The organism is Bifidobacterium thermophilum (assembly GCF_002846655.1).
GTDB classification, from domain to species: domain Bacteria; phylum Actinomycetota; class Actinomycetes; order Actinomycetales; family Bifidobacteriaceae; genus Bifidobacterium; species Bifidobacterium thermophilum.
This window is the reverse complement of the sequence record NZ_PCGX01000001.1, coordinates 211,719-228,062: the sequence shown is the minus strand read 5'-3', so window position 1 is coordinate 228,062 and position 16,344 is coordinate 211,719. Positions and strand designations below refer to the sequence as shown.

At 61.3% G+C, this 16,344-nt stretch carries 12 protein-coding genes; 5 read left to right on the top strand and 7 right to left on the bottom strand.

Translation table 11 applies throughout. The features are described from left to right. Position 1: 1 nt before the first annotated feature. Positions 2-424, top strand: coding sequence for a hypothetical protein (locus CQR48_RS00835; RefSeq protein ID WP_143252437.1), 423 nt, complete (start codon positions 2-4; stop codon positions 422-424). A 320-nt stretch (positions 425-744) separates the two neighbouring features. Here CQR48_RS00835 and CQR48_RS00830 read toward each other — a convergent pair whose 3' ends face one another. Next, the gene (locus CQR48_RS00830; protein WP_101451643.1) at positions 745-2,100 is read right to left on the bottom strand and encodes an ABC transporter substrate-binding protein; all 1,356 of its coding nucleotides are present in this window, start codon (positions 2,098-2,100) and stop codon (positions 745-747) included. A 243-nt stretch (positions 2,101-2,343) separates the two neighbouring features. Continuing rightward, positions 2,344-4,149, bottom strand: coding sequence for a glycoside hydrolase family 13 protein (locus CQR48_RS00825; RefSeq protein WP_101451642.1), 1,806 nt, complete (start codon positions 4,147-4,149; stop codon positions 2,344-2,346). Positions 4,150-4,455: 306 nt separating this feature from the next. Between CQR48_RS00825 and CQR48_RS00820 the strand changes: the two genes are divergently transcribed. Then, positions 4,456-5,499: a LacI family DNA-binding transcriptional regulator gene (locus CQR48_RS00820; RefSeq protein WP_101451641.1), complete on the top strand. Its 1,044-nt coding sequence runs from the start codon at positions 4,456-4,458 to the stop codon at positions 5,497-5,499. An 890-nt stretch (positions 5,500-6,389) separates the two neighbouring features. Here CQR48_RS00820 and CQR48_RS00815 read toward each other — a convergent pair. Next, entirely contained in the window at positions 6,390-7,943 is a 1,554-nt protein-coding gene (locus CQR48_RS00815; RefSeq protein WP_244898861.1) for a cation:proton antiporter, read from the bottom strand. A 154-nt stretch (positions 7,944-8,097) separates the two neighbouring features. Here CQR48_RS00815 and CQR48_RS00810 point away from each other — a divergent pair, with 154 nt between their 5' ends. Together CQR48_RS00810 and CQR48_RS00805 are read left to right on the top strand one after the other, a co-directional pair. Next, on the top strand, positions 8,098-8,739 hold the full coding sequence (locus CQR48_RS00810; protein ID WP_101451640.1) for a TetR/AcrR family transcriptional regulator: 642 nt from the start codon (positions 8,098-8,100) through the stop codon (positions 8,737-8,739). A gap of 180 nt (positions 8,740-8,919) precedes the next feature. Next, a complete protein-coding gene (locus tag CQR48_RS00805; protein ID WP_244898860.1) occupies positions 8,920-10,485 on the top strand; it encodes an amino acid permease in 1,566 nt (521 codons plus the stop codon). Positions 10,486-10,834: 349 nt separating this feature from the next. On the opposite strand, the gene CQR48_RS00800 is transcribed toward CQR48_RS00805, so the two are convergent. The 4 genes from CQR48_RS00800 to CQR48_RS00785 all read right to left on the bottom strand — a co-directional run bounded on the left by CQR48_RS00800 (position 10,835) and on the right by CQR48_RS00785 (position 15,165). Further along, a complete protein-coding gene (locus CQR48_RS00800) occupies positions 10,835-12,619 on the bottom strand; it encodes an ABC transporter permease (protein WP_180334477.1) in 1,785 nt (594 codons plus the stop codon). Next, complete coding sequence (locus CQR48_RS00795; protein WP_033493646.1) at positions 12,616-13,398, bottom strand: ABC transporter ATP-binding protein; 783 nt, start codon at positions 13,396-13,398, stop codon at positions 12,616-12,618. Before CQR48_RS00795 ends, CQR48_RS00800 begins: the two co-directional genes overlap by 4 nt. A 264-nt stretch (positions 13,399-13,662) precedes the next feature. Next, the gene (locus tag CQR48_RS08965) at positions 13,663-14,037 is read right to left on the bottom strand and encodes a hypothetical protein (protein ID WP_143252436.1); all 375 of its coding nucleotides are present in this window, start codon (positions 14,035-14,037) and stop codon (positions 13,663-13,665) included. Positions 14,038-14,133: 96 nt separating this feature from the next. Continuing rightward, positions 14,134-15,165: a LacI family DNA-binding transcriptional regulator gene (locus CQR48_RS00785; RefSeq protein ID WP_101451637.1), complete on the bottom strand. Its 1,032-nt coding sequence runs from the start codon at positions 15,163-15,165 to the stop codon at positions 14,134-14,136. A 103-nt stretch (positions 15,166-15,268) separates the two neighbouring features. Between CQR48_RS00785 and CQR48_RS00780 the strand changes: the two genes are divergently transcribed. Next, positions 15,269-16,153, top strand: coding sequence for a hypothetical protein (locus CQR48_RS00780; RefSeq protein ID WP_101451636.1), 885 nt, complete (start codon positions 15,269-15,271; stop codon positions 16,151-16,153). Positions 16,154-16,344: the final 191 nt, after the last annotated feature.

Below are 16,344 nucleotides of genomic sequence, written 5' to 3'. Positions count from 1 at the left end.
AATGCCTGGATCACGCAAAGCACTCCAACGGCATATGCAAGTGGCGCTGGCATTCAACAATGAAAGCGCCATCATCGAAGTTCCCGATCTCCTCGGGGCGTTATTGATGAAAATCGCATCATGGCGGGAAGCCCCGCAGGGCAATATCGACCGTCACCTTGTCGACGCTGCAACGCTTGCCTCGCTGATTGATGCGCCGGAACAGGAGCTGCTCAGACTCAACAATGCAAGCGACAGTGACAGAAAAAATGTCCGAACACTTCACCAAGTACTGAGCGATCCCACCGACTACTGGTGGCGAAACATGCCAGAAGAGCAGCGCAACAATGGCTTACGCACCGTGGCGATACTGTCATTGCTGATTGAGATGCCGAGGAAAGCCGACATGCGCATGTGGCTCGATGAGCATTACGGACTGTTGTGATTTGTCGTGATTCCCGCTAGAGGGCGGCGGCAACTAATCGCCCCGGGTATACTCGCCCGTCGTGCAACTAGGCAGTGGCATGGCCGGCAGGTATCAGCAGAACCAGCAATCCACCCCACCACACCAAGCCGCCATGCGACCGCCAAGTCACACCACAACCAGATAGCCGCCCCATAATACGCGGAATCCCGCCCCCGCAGCCATCTTGACGACAGTACGGGAACGGGAGGAGAGAGAAGGTCCGACAAGCGGCAGGTTCAGTCGGCCAGCCCTCCACTTCGGAAAGAATGCGGAGCCGGCCGACGCACCTGCATGGCAAGTCACTCGGAGAATGCCGCGGCTTTCGGTAGCATTCCCAATTCGGCCTTGTTGTTCGCCCATTCGGTTGACCATCCGTTGACAAAGGCGTTGGACACCTTATTCCAATCGCCCGTCCCCTGCGCATACTCAACCAGCGCGTTGGAAATGTCATCCTGCCACTGCTGATCAGGGATCGTGAAGCTGCGAACCTCCTTCTTTCCCTGCTCGCTGTAGGCACGCGCCGCCGCGGTGAGCGGATTGTCCGGCTGATCGCTGTCACCGAAGGTGGTGAACGGCACCGAGAATCCCATATCCTTCGCGAAAGTCTTCTTTGCTGTCTTGTCGGTCACCAGCCACGCGATAAAGTCAAGCGTGGCCTTCTTGTCCTGTTCGCTCGCGTTCTTATTGACCGCCCAGCTCGCGTCATAAACACCTGCGGGGCCGTAATCGCCTTCGCCCTTGATGCCCATGTAGTAGGGAAGCATGCCCAAGTCGTCGTCGGCGACCTTGTTGCCCTTGATCTGCGAGTACGCCCACACGCCATTGGGATAGAACGCGACTTTGCCGAGCGCGAACTCCGACGTGCAGTCATCATAGGTCTTGGAACTGACCAAGCTGGGTTGCGTCGGGCTGTTCTTCAGTTCAAGGTCGAACAGGTTCTTGTAATTGTTCAGATACGTCCCCTTCAGCGTTGCGGAGAATGTGGTGTCGCGATCGCGATACTCGTAGAACAACGGCAGTCGCGCCATATGTGCGGTGAAGCGGTAGGTGTCCGAGGGGTCGAGACCCGGCGTGGCAATTGCGCCGTCGAGCCCGAGATCGCTCTTGTGCTGCTGGATGCTTTCGACAACTTTCTTGAACACGGCATAACTGGTGATGTCGTCAGCGGACTTGATAACCGCGTAATCCTTGGTGCAGTAGTCCTTGATGATCTTCTTGTTGTAGATGATCCCATACCACTCGGCAGCATATGGAAGCGTGTACACGTTGGACCCGTCCTTGTACGCGTAAGCACGGCCGTCCTTGCTGAGCAGGCTGTACGCCTTGGACGTCTGCAACGGTTCCGCGTAACGCTGGTACTTCGCGAACTGGTCGTATCCGGAGATATTGAACATGGTAGGAGCGTCAGATTTCGACATCTCCGATGCCATCGTGGTGTCGTACGTGCCGGATGCCGCGGTCTGAATGTCCACTTGCACGCCAGTTTGCTTGGTATAGCTGGCCGCAAGCGTTTTCAATTGGTTGACGATTTCCGGCTTGTTGTTCATGTAGCGCACATGGCCTTTATCGGCCGATGACCCTCCGCATGCAGCGAGGCCGACACTCATGGCGAATACCGCCACGGCTGCTGTGAGCTTCGTCAATGTGGTGTTCATGATGACTCCTTTGTTGCTGATGAACTGCGGTTGATGGCCGCACTTGTGGTGGACGGATAAAGTAATAACGGCAGATTCGCCCGGCATCGTTGCCGTTGCGGACAGGAAGAGTAACAAATGTTGACGATGGATATCAATTGCGGCCGAAGCGCCGATAATACGACAGCAGGGGCGCAACGGGGGCTGCCGGCCGGAGGAATGCCCTGATATGGGCATCACCCCCAGCCAGCGATGAAAGCGCTATCAGTCCTGGTTCAATCGCAGCCAAACGGTGGTATCTTGCGGCAGCCGGCCGTCGGAGCACAGCTCGCCGGAAGCGAGCAGCACCTCCCCCGCCGGCAATGCGACCGGTTCCGCGCCGAAATTGGTGACGCTCACCCAGCCGTTGGACCGGCGGTAAGCAATCACGCCGCCGTGCTGACCGTCAGCGCCATCCGGCACATCAGACGGGCGGTCTTCATCCAGCCAAGTCAGCGTTGTGTCGGCCGGCATCAGCTCATGGCGCAACGCCAACGCCCTGCGATACAGATTCAACATCGACTCCGGCTGCGCGCTCTCACGGTCGGCGGCGAAATCAGCGAACCATGCGGGTTGCGGCAGGTGTGCAGGCTCCGACGGCTGCCCGGCCTGATCGGCGGAAACGCCAGCGCCCACGGATTTCACACGAGGCGAGAAGCCGAACGACCCCTCGACCCCGTCGGCGGCGACCCACGGCAGGGGGACGCGGCACCCGTCACGCCCCTTGTCCTTGGCCGCACGTTCGCTATTGCGCGCGGTCGGATCCTCGAGCTTGTCCCACGGAATATCAGCGACCTCGAACAGACCAAGCTCTTCGCCCTGGTACAGGTACGCCGAACCGGGCAATGCAAGCTCCATCAAAATCGCGGCCCGGGCGCGGCGCGTACCGGCTTCGCGATCCTCGTGATAGCTGGTGCCGTCACGCAGCAGCCAGTCATGCGCCAACTGATGATGCCGCGTGCTCGGCACTTGCGGCAGTGCGTAACGGCTGGCGTGACGCGGAACATCGTGATTACTCATCACCCACGTGGCGGTAGAGCCAGAACGACGCGCCGCCTCGAGACCTTCCTCGATCGCCTGATGCATGTCGTCACGCACCCAGTTCTTCTTCGCGAACTCGAAGTTGAACACCTGACCGAGTTCATCGTCGGACGCATACAGATACTGCCGCGCGGGATTAACCCACGCCTCGGCCACGGCGAATGCCGGCGGGTCATACTCGTTGAACACCTTGCGCCACTCGCGGTAAATCTGATGCACGTCGTCGCGGTCGTACAGCGGATGGCTGCCGTCGGCGGGCAGGCTTGGCGGGGTGACGCTCCACTGGTCGAGATTGTCGCGGTCGAGGTCCTTGCACAGGCCGTGCGCAACATCGACACGGAAGCCGTCAGCGCCGTGATCAAGCCAAAAACGCAGGGTTTTGATGAAGTCCGCCTGCACATCCGGGTTCTTCCAGTTCCAGTCGGGCTGCTCCACGGTGAACAGGTGCAGATACCACTGGCCGTCAGGCACGCGCGTCCACGCAGGGCCGCCGAAATGGGACACCCAGTCGGTGGGCGGCAGTTCGCCATGCTCGCCGCGGCCGTCACGGAAGATGTAGCGGTCACGTTCCGGCGAGCCCGGACCAGCTGCAAGCGCGGCCTTGAACCAGGGGTGCAGGTTGGAAGAATGGTTGGGAACGATATCGACGACAATCTTGATACCGGCCTCGTGCGCGGTTTTGGCGAGTTTGTCGAAATCGTCCATCGTACCGAGTTTCGGGTCGACGTTGCGGTAATCATCGACATCATACCCGCCGTCGGCGAGCTGGCTCGGATAGAAGGGGCTGAGCCAAATCGCGTCGACGCCCAGCTGCTTGAGGTAGCCGATGCGGCTGGTAACACCGGCGATGTCGCCGAGGCCGGAACCGGTGGTGTCCTTGAACGAACGCGGATAGACCTGATAGACCACCGCTTGATGCCACCAGGCCGCTGCGGCGCGATCCGATGCCGTGGATTCTTGCGCGGACTGGGGGGACTTGCGTTCTGCCATGCGCTTTCCTTTCTACGCTAGGTCATGGTGATGGGCGCGTGACTCGACTGCGCCACCACGATGACAGCGGTTACATCCTTCGCCGGCCTCACTGGCCGGAAACGTACGTTTCTCGTGATTCTTGCGTCTTGCCGTGGGTGGTGTCGGGAAGTTGGAGAGCCGCCGTCACCCGTGACAAGTCGTTGTATTGCAACATAATGATAGCGCTTTCATTACAACCGCACAAATGTCTTAATTTCCGCCGCGTGTTGCCATGTTTTCCAACGGTTTCGATACGATGGAAGCGGTCAACAAGCAAGGAGTACCATGGCAAGGGCGACAATCAGCGATGTAGCGGCGGCGGCAGGCGTATCGCAAGCCACCGTATCCCGCGCGCTCAGGGGCAGCGCGAACGTAAGCCCCGCGACACGGGCAAAAGTCGAGCAGGCAGCGGAATCCTTGAACTTCACCCTGTCGAAAAGCGCGTCAACCCTCGCATCCGGCCGAACCATGCGCGTGCTGCTGCTCGTCTCCGGGCCGTTGAACACCTGGTTCAACGCATCAGTGCTGCAAGGTGTCTACGATGTCCTCGCTCCGGAAGGCTACGACACCATCCCGGCTTTCGTGACCAACCGCGAGCAGCTCGACCGCTTCTTCCGCGACCTGCCACGTGACCGCAACGCCGACGCGATCATCATCACATCCTTCGAATTCGACACCGCGCTGCACGACCAGCTTTCCGCGCTCGGCATGCCCGTCGTCGGGCTGAATTCGCCGTCAACCGCCGGATTCGACGCATCCATCGGCATCGACAACGCCGCCGCCATCACCTCGGGCGTGCAGCTGCTGCGGTCGCTCGGCCATCGGCGCATCGCCTTCGTGCACGACTACATCCCCCACGACATGGTCTACGGCACTTCGACGCGCGTGGCCGCGTTCCGGACTGCCGCCGCCCAAGCCGGGTACGGCGATGACGACATCGTGATGATCGGGGCCGACCACCACGACACGACCCCCGCCATGTTGGATGTGACCGCCGCTGGGATTGTGGCGAGGCTGCTGTCATGTGAGCAGCACCCGACCGGCATCATGGGCGAGACCGACGAGTTCACGGCCGCGGTGTACAAGGAGCTGCGACGGCAGCATCTGGCGGCGCCACGCGACTTTTCCATCATGGGCTTCGACGACGCGCCAGTCTCGCGCACCCTTGACCTGACGACGTTGCACCAGAATCCGGTCGAACTCGGCAATGCGGCAGCGCGCAAGGTCCTGGCGCTGCTGCGAGGCGAGGCACCGGAGCGGACCCATGAGCTCGTGCCGGCGACCTTGGTGCTGCGCGAAACCACCGGCCGCGCGCCGAACGGGCGGTAGGCACGGGCGGGGTGCGGACGCGGGGTGCGGGACGGCAGACCGACGAACGTCACACAGCGGACGCCGCAATCATCCCTACCGTATTCACGACATGCGCATGCCCCGACATACACGACCCGGCAGAACCGCAGACGATACGAGTCGGCCCCACACCGTCCGCATCAATCCGCGTGCCGCGACATACACAACACAACAGATCGACCAACCCAAACCGATTAGGCCCGCAACAGGCTCATCTCGCGTATGCCCAGACATACATAACCCGACAAACCCGGTTCCCCGGCCATCTACCACGCCATCACTCCGCACACCACGCATGCCCCGACAAACACAACACGACAAATCAGCCCGGCAAGGGATAACTGAGACCGGCAGCAAACCAATCACGTATGCCACGACACACACAACCTGACAGATTGGCAGACGACACGAGCCAACCCTGCAGCGTCAGTATCGCCCCGCATGCCCAGACATACACAACCCGACAGACCTGGCTCCCCAATCATCAGTCACGCCATCAACCTGCACACCGCGTATGCCCCGACAAACACAACGCGACAGACCGGACTGTGCGAGGACCCACTCACACAACGACGGCCGGACGGAACCGGATGAAGGTTCCGGGTAATGACAAGGGGCATCGTGTGAGGATCCACTCACACACTGCCGGGTCAGGCGGCACGGACCGGAATACCGAGCGGCGCAAAGGGGCGTTGTGTGAGGATCCACTCACACAACGGAGGTCGAGCAGCCCCAGACCAAGGTTCCAGGCACTGCCGAGGGGCGTTGTGTGAGGATTGACTCACACGGTGGCGGATCAGACGGCCCAGACCAAGGTTCCGGGCATTGTCAGGGGACGTTGTGTGAGGATCCACTCACAAAGTGCCAGATCAGGCGGCACCCCCGGAAGCACCAGCCCCGGACGCACTGCCACCAGTACCACCCGCACCCGCAGCACCACCAGCCCGCTTACTCGCCGCCTGCCGCCAGCGCTTCACCGAGTCTTCCCGGTACTCCTGCGCGGTCGCCGGATCGATGCCCAGCTCACGCAAGCACCGGTCGCGCTCCCGCTCGGCGCGTTGCCCCAACTCCGCCCGCAGTTTCGCATCCGCGGCACTCGCAGCTGGCGGCAACGTATCCATGCGCGCGACGAACACGTCCATCCGTTCCGCATGCCGTAGCAGATGCGCCATCTCGATATGTTCGTGCAGAATCTGCCGGTAATCGTGCGGGTCGTGCGCAATCTCGCCGATCGCGGTCACCGGGTGCACATCCGCCACGCGGTAGGTCAGCCCGGCGAGCAACGGCATCAAGAACACCGTCACCGCACCGGCGGCGACCAGCGTGGACGCGGTCATCTGCTGCATCGTACCCGCTTTAACCGCGACTGTCGTCACCGCAACAATCAACGGCAGCGCAGTCGCACAATACACAGCGACGGTCACACGGTGATGCGACGACATCGGGTTCGCCTTGCGGTCCAAGGACATGGCGATATACACAGGCACCGCACGAATCAGCATCAGCACGACGATGAACACAATCAGCAATCCCGGATTGCCGCCGACGGCCTTCAAATCAATCGCCGCGCCAGAAACAACGAAGAAAATCGGGATGAAGAAGCCGTACGAAATCCCGTCAAGCCGCGTTTCCAAGGTCTGCGAGCCTTCCGGAATCACGTATCGCAGAATGAATCCCGCGGCAAACGCACCCAGCACCACATCGAGGTCGAAAATCGCTGACACCGTCACCAGCGTGATGAGCAGCAGCACAGTCAGACGCATGAGTACCTGCTCGGAAATGTTCGAATGCTTGGTCACGAGCCTGTAGAACCGGTTGCCCGCCTTGCGTGCCTTCGCTGGCACAAGCGCTGCGACCGCGCAAATCACGGCGAATACGGCGAGGGTGAGGAAAGTCTGCCATTGCGAGCGCGTGGACAGCAACACCGCCATCATCAGCACCGGGCACAGCTCACCCCACGTGCCGTAGGCGACCACCGCGTTGCCAACCGGCGTGCCTTCGAGTCCGCGTTCCTTGAGAATCGGCATTAGCGTGCCGAGCGCGGTCGTGGTGAGCGTGATCACCGCGGCCATTCCAGTCATGTCATGCCGTTTGAAGTACGGCACGAAGGTAATCACCGCGAACGCAAGCACAAATGTCGCCACCCACGTCGCCAACCCCACGCGGCCCTGATGCCCGCCCAACTGCTTGGGGTCGATCTCGTACCCGGCCAGCAGAAACAGAAACGCGAGCCCCAGCTCGCTGAGCAGTTCCACCGAGTCGCTGACCTGTATCACCCCGAACATATGCGGCCCCAGCAACGCCCCGGCGAGCAGCAACAGCACGGTCTGCGGCACGGGTTTGCCGGGGATGAGCTGCACGATGACTGGGCACAGCACCGCCACGAGCATGATGATGGTAAGCGAGACAAGATCGACGGTCATACCGCCATTATCGTCGCGATGGCGGAAAATCGCCGGTTTGTGCCTTGAGGCGAGATGGGCCATGTATCGTGCTTCCGATTGCACATCGGCGCTGATGGTGGTAGCTCAGAAAGTACACGCGTGACCGATACAATGCTTTTGGGGGGTGGTCACAATGCCACGCGAACGCACAGACAATGCTCGGACAAGATTCACTCGTCACGTTCTGCAGGATACCGTCATCAAACTGTTGCAAACCCAGCCTTTGCAGTCAATCAGCGTGAAAGAGGTTTGTCAGCGGGCCGGGATTAACCGCTCAACGTTTTACAGCTATTACGACAACATCCAGGATCTGGTCGCGGATATTGAAAACGAGACGCTCACATGGCTGGACCACGCAATCGCCACGGCGTTCAAGACCACGCTGCGGGCCGATCTTGAGCCGGTCATCACCAGTATTTGCCAATACGCAGCGGACAACAAGGATCGCGTCCGGATTCTGCTGAGCCTGAAAACCGATCCGCAATTCCAGCGCAGGCTCATCTCCATCATTCTCGATTACAACAATTGGCAGTCCCGCGCGCAGTCCGACGGGGCAGACCCCAGTCTTGCCAATATGCGACTGCTGTTCTGCATCACCGGCGGGCTCGGGCTTGTGCAGTCGTGGGTGGATGACGGGTTTTCCGCCACACCTGAAGCGATTGCGCACGTGATTTACACGCAGTCGTTGCCGCCGGTGCTACACGCCATGGCGCAGGGTTCGGCGGAACCACATGGAGAGGCTTCGCCGCGTGAACGCGACCGTCACGCGAGATGACGCCACGTGCGATATGGCGGCAGGACTATGGCTTCTGCGATTTTGCGCACCAGGTCGGGCGCGAACGCAACCGTCGCGTGAGATGACGGCGGGATACCTCGTGTCTGCGCGCTACAATGTCACCGTCGCAGCGCCGCACCGATGTGCCGGCGCACGACCTGAGCAATCAGAGAGGAAAGCATGAGCATCAAGAACACTGAGCCAGTGCAGGCGGAAACGCATGACGAGGCGTCGGCACAGCAGCAGACAACTGCCTCAACCGCCGCAGCAACCGACGCAACCGCAGCAACCGACAACCAGCCAAGTCTGCACAAATCATTGAAAAACCGCCATATCCAGCTCATTGCGCTGGGCGGAGCCATCGGCACAGGCCTGTTTTACGGGTCGAGCGAATCGATCAGCCTCGCGGGGCCGAGTATTCTGCTTGCGTACGTGATCGGCGGTCTCGCGATTTTCCTGATTGTGCGCGCAATGTCGGAGATGAGCGTCGAAGAGCCGAAAGCCGGCGCGTTCAGCTACTATGCGACCCGCTACTGGTCGAAGCGTGCGGGCTTTGTGTCCGGATGGAACTACTGGTTCAACTACATTCTCGTGTCGATGGTCGAGCTTGCGGTGGTCGGCTCGTTCGTGAACTACTGGTTCCCGGCGATTCCGCAATGGGTGTCCGCGGCGTTCTTCCTAGTGCTGATCACCGCGATGAACCTGATGGGCGTCTCGAAGTTCGGTGAATTTGAGTTCTGGTTCGCGATTATCAAGATCGCTGCGGTTCTGGCGATGATCGTCGGCGGCATTGCGGTGATCATCATGGGGATTCCGGGAGTGTCCGGCGTGCGGGCGTCCTTCGCGAACTGGTTCACGATCGGTGGCGGATTCATGCCTCACGGCCTGCTGTCCCGCGGGTCTGACGGTCAGTGGACCGGCCTGCTGATGGCGCTGTGCGTGGTCATGTTCAGCTTCGGCGGCACCGAGCTCATCGGCGTGACCGCGGGCGAGGCGGAGGATCCGCGCACCACCATTCCGAAGGCGACGAACGGCGTTATCTGGCGCATCCTGGTCTTCTATGTCGCCGCGCTCGGCGTGATCATGGCGGTGGTGCCGTGGAACACAATCGACGGCAAGTCAAGCCCGTTCGTGCAGATTTTTGATTCCGTGGGCGTGCACGCGGCCGCCGGCATCCTCAACTTCGTGTGCCTGACCGCGGTGATGAGCGTCTACAATTCTGGCTTGTATTCGAACTCGCGCATGCTGTATTCGCTTGCGAAGCAGGGCAACGCGCCCGCGTATCTCGGCCGACTGAACAAGCGCGGTGTGCCGGCTGCGGCAGTGCTGACCTCGGCAGCGATCACGGTGATCGCTGTGGTTGTGGTGTTCCTGTGGCCGCAATTCGCGTTCAACTACCTGATGAGCATCGCGACGATCGCCGCGGTGATCAACTGGTCAATGATCATGCTCACCGAAATGCACTTCCGCAAGGCCGTCGCCGCGGGTGACGGGCCGAACGAGCTCGCCGGACGCAGTGGGCAGGACGCGCTTGACGCGATTCACTTCAAGCTGCCGCTCGCCAAGGTCACGCCGTGGCTGGTGCTCGCGTTCATGGCGCTCGTGGTTGTGCTCATGTGCTTCTCCCCCAGCTACCGTGTGGCCGTGGTGATTGGGCCGATCTGGCTCGCCGTGCTGCTGATCGCCTACCAGCTGACTGTCTCCCGCAAGGGCGATACCGCCGGCGCGAGTGCGACGCAAGCGTAAGTACACAGCAATCGTGAGCCTGAGCGGCCTGTCCCCCCAGGCTGCCGTCCCCCCTCCCAAACTGGTTACGCTAAGGACCCCATCAGCGTAACCAGTTTGTGTTTTCGGGGGTTCCGGCCTGCTTCTACCGACGCTCAGGAGCCAGTCAGCGTCGGCAGAAGGTTGGGAGAGATACACACCGGAACGGCACCACGGCATGACACCCGGGTATGGCACCCCGGACAACACCGCGGTCCGATGCTCCGGACGACAATACACAAACTGGTTACGCTGACGACGGTCCTAGCGTAACCAGTTTGTATGTGGGGAGACGTGTATGTGGGGAGACGATAACAGGACAGGCCGCGGTTTACTGGAGGGACGCGAAATCACGCAGGTGGTCAAGCACCGTCAGTTGGCGCTCATCCAGCACAATGCCACCCAGCCACGTCCCCAGCGCGAGAACGCCGACACCGTTGAGCAGCGCGGCGAGCGCGACACACCACGGCAAACCGGCATCGCTGACACCCGCCATCGCAAGCGCCATCGCAACCAACCCCGTCGGCAACAGCACAATCATCGACCCGAACATATGAATCAGCGGAATCAGCGCCTGACTGGCCGCACGGCCCTGCGGCGTGGAAAACGGCCGATCCGCAGGGGCTATCGGATACATGAACACCGGTGAAATCACCTCGGCCACACCGACCGCGCACAATCCGAGCCCCACACTCAACGCCCAGAACATCACCGACATGTCCAGTCCGGTCTTCGGCGTCCACGCGCCGGTCGCCGCCACGCACACGATTGAAAGCAACGTCAAGTACACGAGGATAATCGCCACGTGCACGCGAACGCGACCACGCCGGTCATCAATCCCCCGCACGCCGCTGAGCACTTCAAGCGTGAACCCGAGCCCGTCATATGCGACGCCGTTGCCCTCAAGCGCGGCAAGCACCAGCCCGCCCGTAGCGACGGCGAACCAAACCGCATACCGCGTATCCTCCGGTTGCAACAGCATCGCCACCAGCACCAGCACAGGCGCTGCGTACATGACCAGCTGTCTGGGATCCCGACGCAGATACGTCGCCAAGCGCGCGGAAATCGCGCCGGACACACTGTCGGGAACACGAGCGAACATGCCGATGCCGCGCTGCACTTGCGCCGTCGTAGACCGGCCGCCGACCGTGCGTTCCCTGCGCAAACACCACAGGCACGCCCGATAGCATATCCAACAGGTGACGGCGATAATCACCAGACGCGCCGCAATCAGGCCCCAATGCCCCTGTCCCGCGTCGAAGGGCAGTTGGAAGGCCGCTCCGAACGGTGTCCAGGCGGCGACCACCGCATATTTTGCGTAGGTGACTTCCTTGACGCCGGAGCTCATCAGGATATTCGGCAGCTGGAACGCGAAGAAGCACAACGGCATACTCAGGATGTACAGCCAGCTGCGGGTGCGCCGCGAATCCGCGAGCACGGAAAACAGCGAAATCATCGCCTTCGACATGGCCAGAAGCACGGCGACCGTCACTGGAGCCGACAGCACGGCCACAACCACCATCAACGCGCTCGTCCCCCGGTATATCGGCGCGAACGCAAGCAGGGTGAGCATACCGCAGATCGCCGGCAATCCGCACATACCGGCAGCGAACAATCCACGCGTCAGCCTGCCGTCATCGATGCCGAACAGTTTGAATTTCTGCGGATCCATGGCGCTTGCCTGACCGACGTACATGAGTTGGAGCAGCAGGACGCCCAGCATGGCGACGGCCCCGCCCAGCACCACGATTGTGTTGAGCAGGTCGCCGGCGTGGGTGGCGGCGGGCATGACATCGTCGCCGAATCTCAACGCGGTGACGGCGGCGCCCACAATCAGGCAGATGGCAACAATCAGCGACACGATGGCGGCGATGATGCGTTGCGGGGAATGCTTAAGCGAGGCGAAGGTGAGGACCCAGCGCAGACGGATGAGCGTGACGGCCGCCTTGGGAGCGCCGGAGGCGGGGGCGGAGGCAGAGGCGGGAGCGGGCGCTTGAAGAGGAGCGGCTCCGGGAGCGGGCGCGCCGAAGGTGGGAACAGCTGGTGCGCCGGGGGCAGGAACCGGCGCGGGAGCGGGAGACGGAACGGAAGCCGGGGCCGGAACGGGAGCGGTCATTGCGCGCCTCCATCCAACCACGCGATATGCGCGGCGCCATGCCTGCCGCCGACCAATTGCAGGAACCGCTCTTCGAGATCCTCGCCGGCGGCCACTTGGCTGATGGTTCCGGCCGCGCATACCACGCCTCGATTGATGACCGCGACATGCGTGCACATTTTCTCGACAAGCGCCATCACATGCGAGGAGATGATCACCGTGCCGCCTGTGGACACGTATTCGATGAGGATGTCCTTGAGATTGGCACTGGAGACCGGATCAACCGATTCAAACGGTTCGTCGAGCACCAGAATGCGGGGGCTGTGAATCATGGCGCATGCGAGGCAGATCTTCTTAGTCATTCCCGCTGAATAGTCGGCGACCATGACGTTGGCGGCATTGGACAGGTCGAAGGCGGTAAGCAGGTCTCCAGCTCGCTGAAGCGCTTGAACACGAGGCATGCCGCGCAACATACCGCAGTAGACCAACAGCTGCATGCCGGTGAGACGGTTAAAAATCTCATCAGGCTGCGGCATGACGCCGATGGTGCGCTTGACTGCGTTCACGTCGCTCCACACATCCCGCCCGAGAATCGTGGCGATACCGCCATCCGGGCGAAGCAGGCCGGTGACCATGTTGAGCGTGGTGGTTTTGCCGGCGCCATTGGGGCCGACCAGACCGTAGAAGGAGCCGACGGGAATATCAAGCGACAGACCGTTGACGGCGACTTTGTCACCGAAGCGCTTCAGCAGGCCGCGGATGGATACCGCGGCGGCGGGGTTGGGAGGCACAGGTTGCATAGGCCGCGCGGGCTGAACAGGCGGTACGGCTTGCACAGACGATGTCGTGATACCGGGTTGCGTTGATTGCACAGGTTGCGCTGACTGCACAGGTAGCGCGGGCTGAGCGATTGGCGTAGTCGGCGTCGGCGTGACGGGCTGCATCATCGCAGGCGCAGTCGCGCCGGGAACAGGGGCATCCGCGCCAGGGAAACGGACAGAATGTCCCGCATTGTCTAGTGTCATGGATTTAGGCTATCACGCGGACGCAAGGATGGTTGGAATTCAAGCGAAATCGCCATAGCTGAAGATGACATCCGGGACGAAAATGGAGTGCCAAGAGGACGATGCAGCGCTGAAGACGATACTGAAAAACACTGAAGACCACACGGTGCCGGAACCGGCTGCATCAAGTCCAAGGAACCCTCTGCCGGCCCTCATCATCGTCGCGCTGATGGCGATACCTGTGGCTGTCGCCGTATGGGCGCCCGGAGGATTGTTCTTCGTCGGATTCTTCTGGGGACTGCTGTTTGCCGGGTGCAGCGTTTGGCTTGATGTCGTGGCTATGCGGCGCCAACGCGTATTCGACGACCCGCTCGTCACCGCGGATGAGGCGCGCAATTCCCGCAGCACGCCGTCACCAACCTCCCGCCCCTTCACAAACTAGCTACGCAAACAGTCTCCCCAGCGTAGACAGTTTGTAGGAGAGAGGCCCGGGGACACACCACGAATCACCCGAGGCCTGACTACACCGCCTCACTCGGCGCGGGGCGCGGCCGTTGATTCGCGGGTGATGAGCCGATATCCGGGCTCGAACTGGTTGGCGACGGATTCGCCGTCGATCAACGCATACAGCATCGAAACGACCTGCCCGCCAAGCGCGGGAATATTGCGGGCGAGCGCGGTCAGCCGCGGTTCGGTGACCGTGCACAGGTAGGAATCGTCCCACGAAATAAGCGACAGGTCTTCAGGCACGTTGATTCCCTTGGCGGACGCCACATGCAGGCCTTCGATCGTCATCACATCGTTGTCGTACACAATCGCCGTAGGCGTTTGCGGCAATGTCAGCAGCCGTTTCGTGCAATCGCGGCCTTCCTGCGGCGTGTAGTCAGCGTGCAAGCAGTCATACCGCATGCCATATTTCGCGGTTTCCTCACTGAAGACCCGATCGCGCAGATACGTGTGACCGAATCGTTCAGGACCGGCGACGCGCGCGATATGAGTATGCCCCAAATCATGCAGGTATTTGACGATTTGGCGGGTCCCATCGGCGTCGTTGCTGCTGATGGTCGTCAGGCCGCCGGATACGGATGCATCAGAGAACACCAGCGCCGGTACTTCAGGATGTTGCCGATACAGCTCGACGCGACGGTCTCCGATTTCGACGTTGAAAATCATCACCGCGTCCACGCTGCCGGCGGCAATCCAATTGCGGTGTACGCGAAGCGCCTCGTCGTCATCATGCGCGAAGCGCAGCAGCAGGGAGTAGTCTTCCTTCTCGAGTTCCACACCAACGCTGGAGAACAGCTCCATGAAGTAGGGCTCCACGCCGAGCAAGGTGCTGCTTGCGTTCAGGACCACGCCAATGGTGTGCGTATGCGCCACGGACAAGGCTTTGGCGGCGCTGTTTGGCTTCCAACCCATCGAATCGGCGATTTCCAGCACCTTTTTACGCGTTTGTTCGGAGACGCCGGGCTTGCCGTTGAGGGCGTAGGAGACCGCGCTGTTGGAAACCCCTGCGGCTTTTGCCACATCGGTGATGGTCACCTTCGACTTTCCACTGCCCATGGCTTTCACCCTTCAGTTCATATGTATTTGTACATGTTAACCCCTTCATCTTATAGCAGCGCAACCCCAAGGTTCCCCAGCGCTCATGCCTTGAAAGACAACGATGATATCGTTACCATTCGCCGCAGGTGATGCCGCATCCGCCGTGTACGCAGCTCGCCCCAAGTATGCGGCGCATTGCGCTGAACTGCCGTTCATCATCATCCAGCTCCCGCAATGGATCGACCGCGCGACCGCCGAAGCGCACGCCGACCCGCTTGACTGGCCAGTCATCCGCGACGCGCAATGGGCCGCAAGCCGCGAGATTCCAAGCGTCGCCACCGTATGCACTATTGACTGCGGCGAGTTCGACAACATCCACCCCTACGACAAGCGCACGGTCGGCGAACGCACGGCCGCCATGGCGTTGGGCACGATGTACAGATGCCGCGAAATCGCCGTTTGTGGGCCGGAACCCTTGGCAATACGGGCGGTCGACGGCTCTGCTGATTACTCTGCCGACGGTTGTGCCGGTGGTTGTGCCGGTGGCGGCGACGGCTCAGATGGCAGCTCCGATGACTCCGAGCGCGGCGGAGCTGTGCTGGTGCGGTACCGTCATGCTGCGGGACTCCGATTCGACGGGACCGTGCCCGGCACGACGAACGCCGACGGACTGGATGCGGTGTCTCGTTCGGCTGAGCAATCCGGATTCGAGCTCGCCGGCGCCGACGGCGTCTTCCATGATGCTGCCGCGCGAATCGTGCCTGATTGTGCAGTACACGGCGGGAAGACCGGTCTCTTCAGCGAGCCGGGTACAGCGGGTAGCGCGGCGAGCGGCACGACGGGCGACACGGCCGGCGAAGGCGACGGCGTAATCCGCGTCTTCAGCCCAGATGTGCCGCAACCCGTCGCAATCCGGTACGCGTGGAAAAGCTGGGGGCCTGCGCCCGTGCGCAATGCCGACGGACTGCCAGGCATCCCCTTCTGCGCCGACGTACCGCAAGCCTAGACTTGGCGCGTCCGAAGGTTGTCCCCCTTTTTTCCTTCGGACGCGTCAACCCTTTTCCGCTGGGTTGCGAAACGCAGTGGATATCTGCGATTCGGGATTGTTTTGGAATCGTGTCGCGGAGCAATATCAGTCATGCCGTGAAGCGGGATTTATCGCCACGGATGACCATCCATGCGAGTTCTCCCACGTTG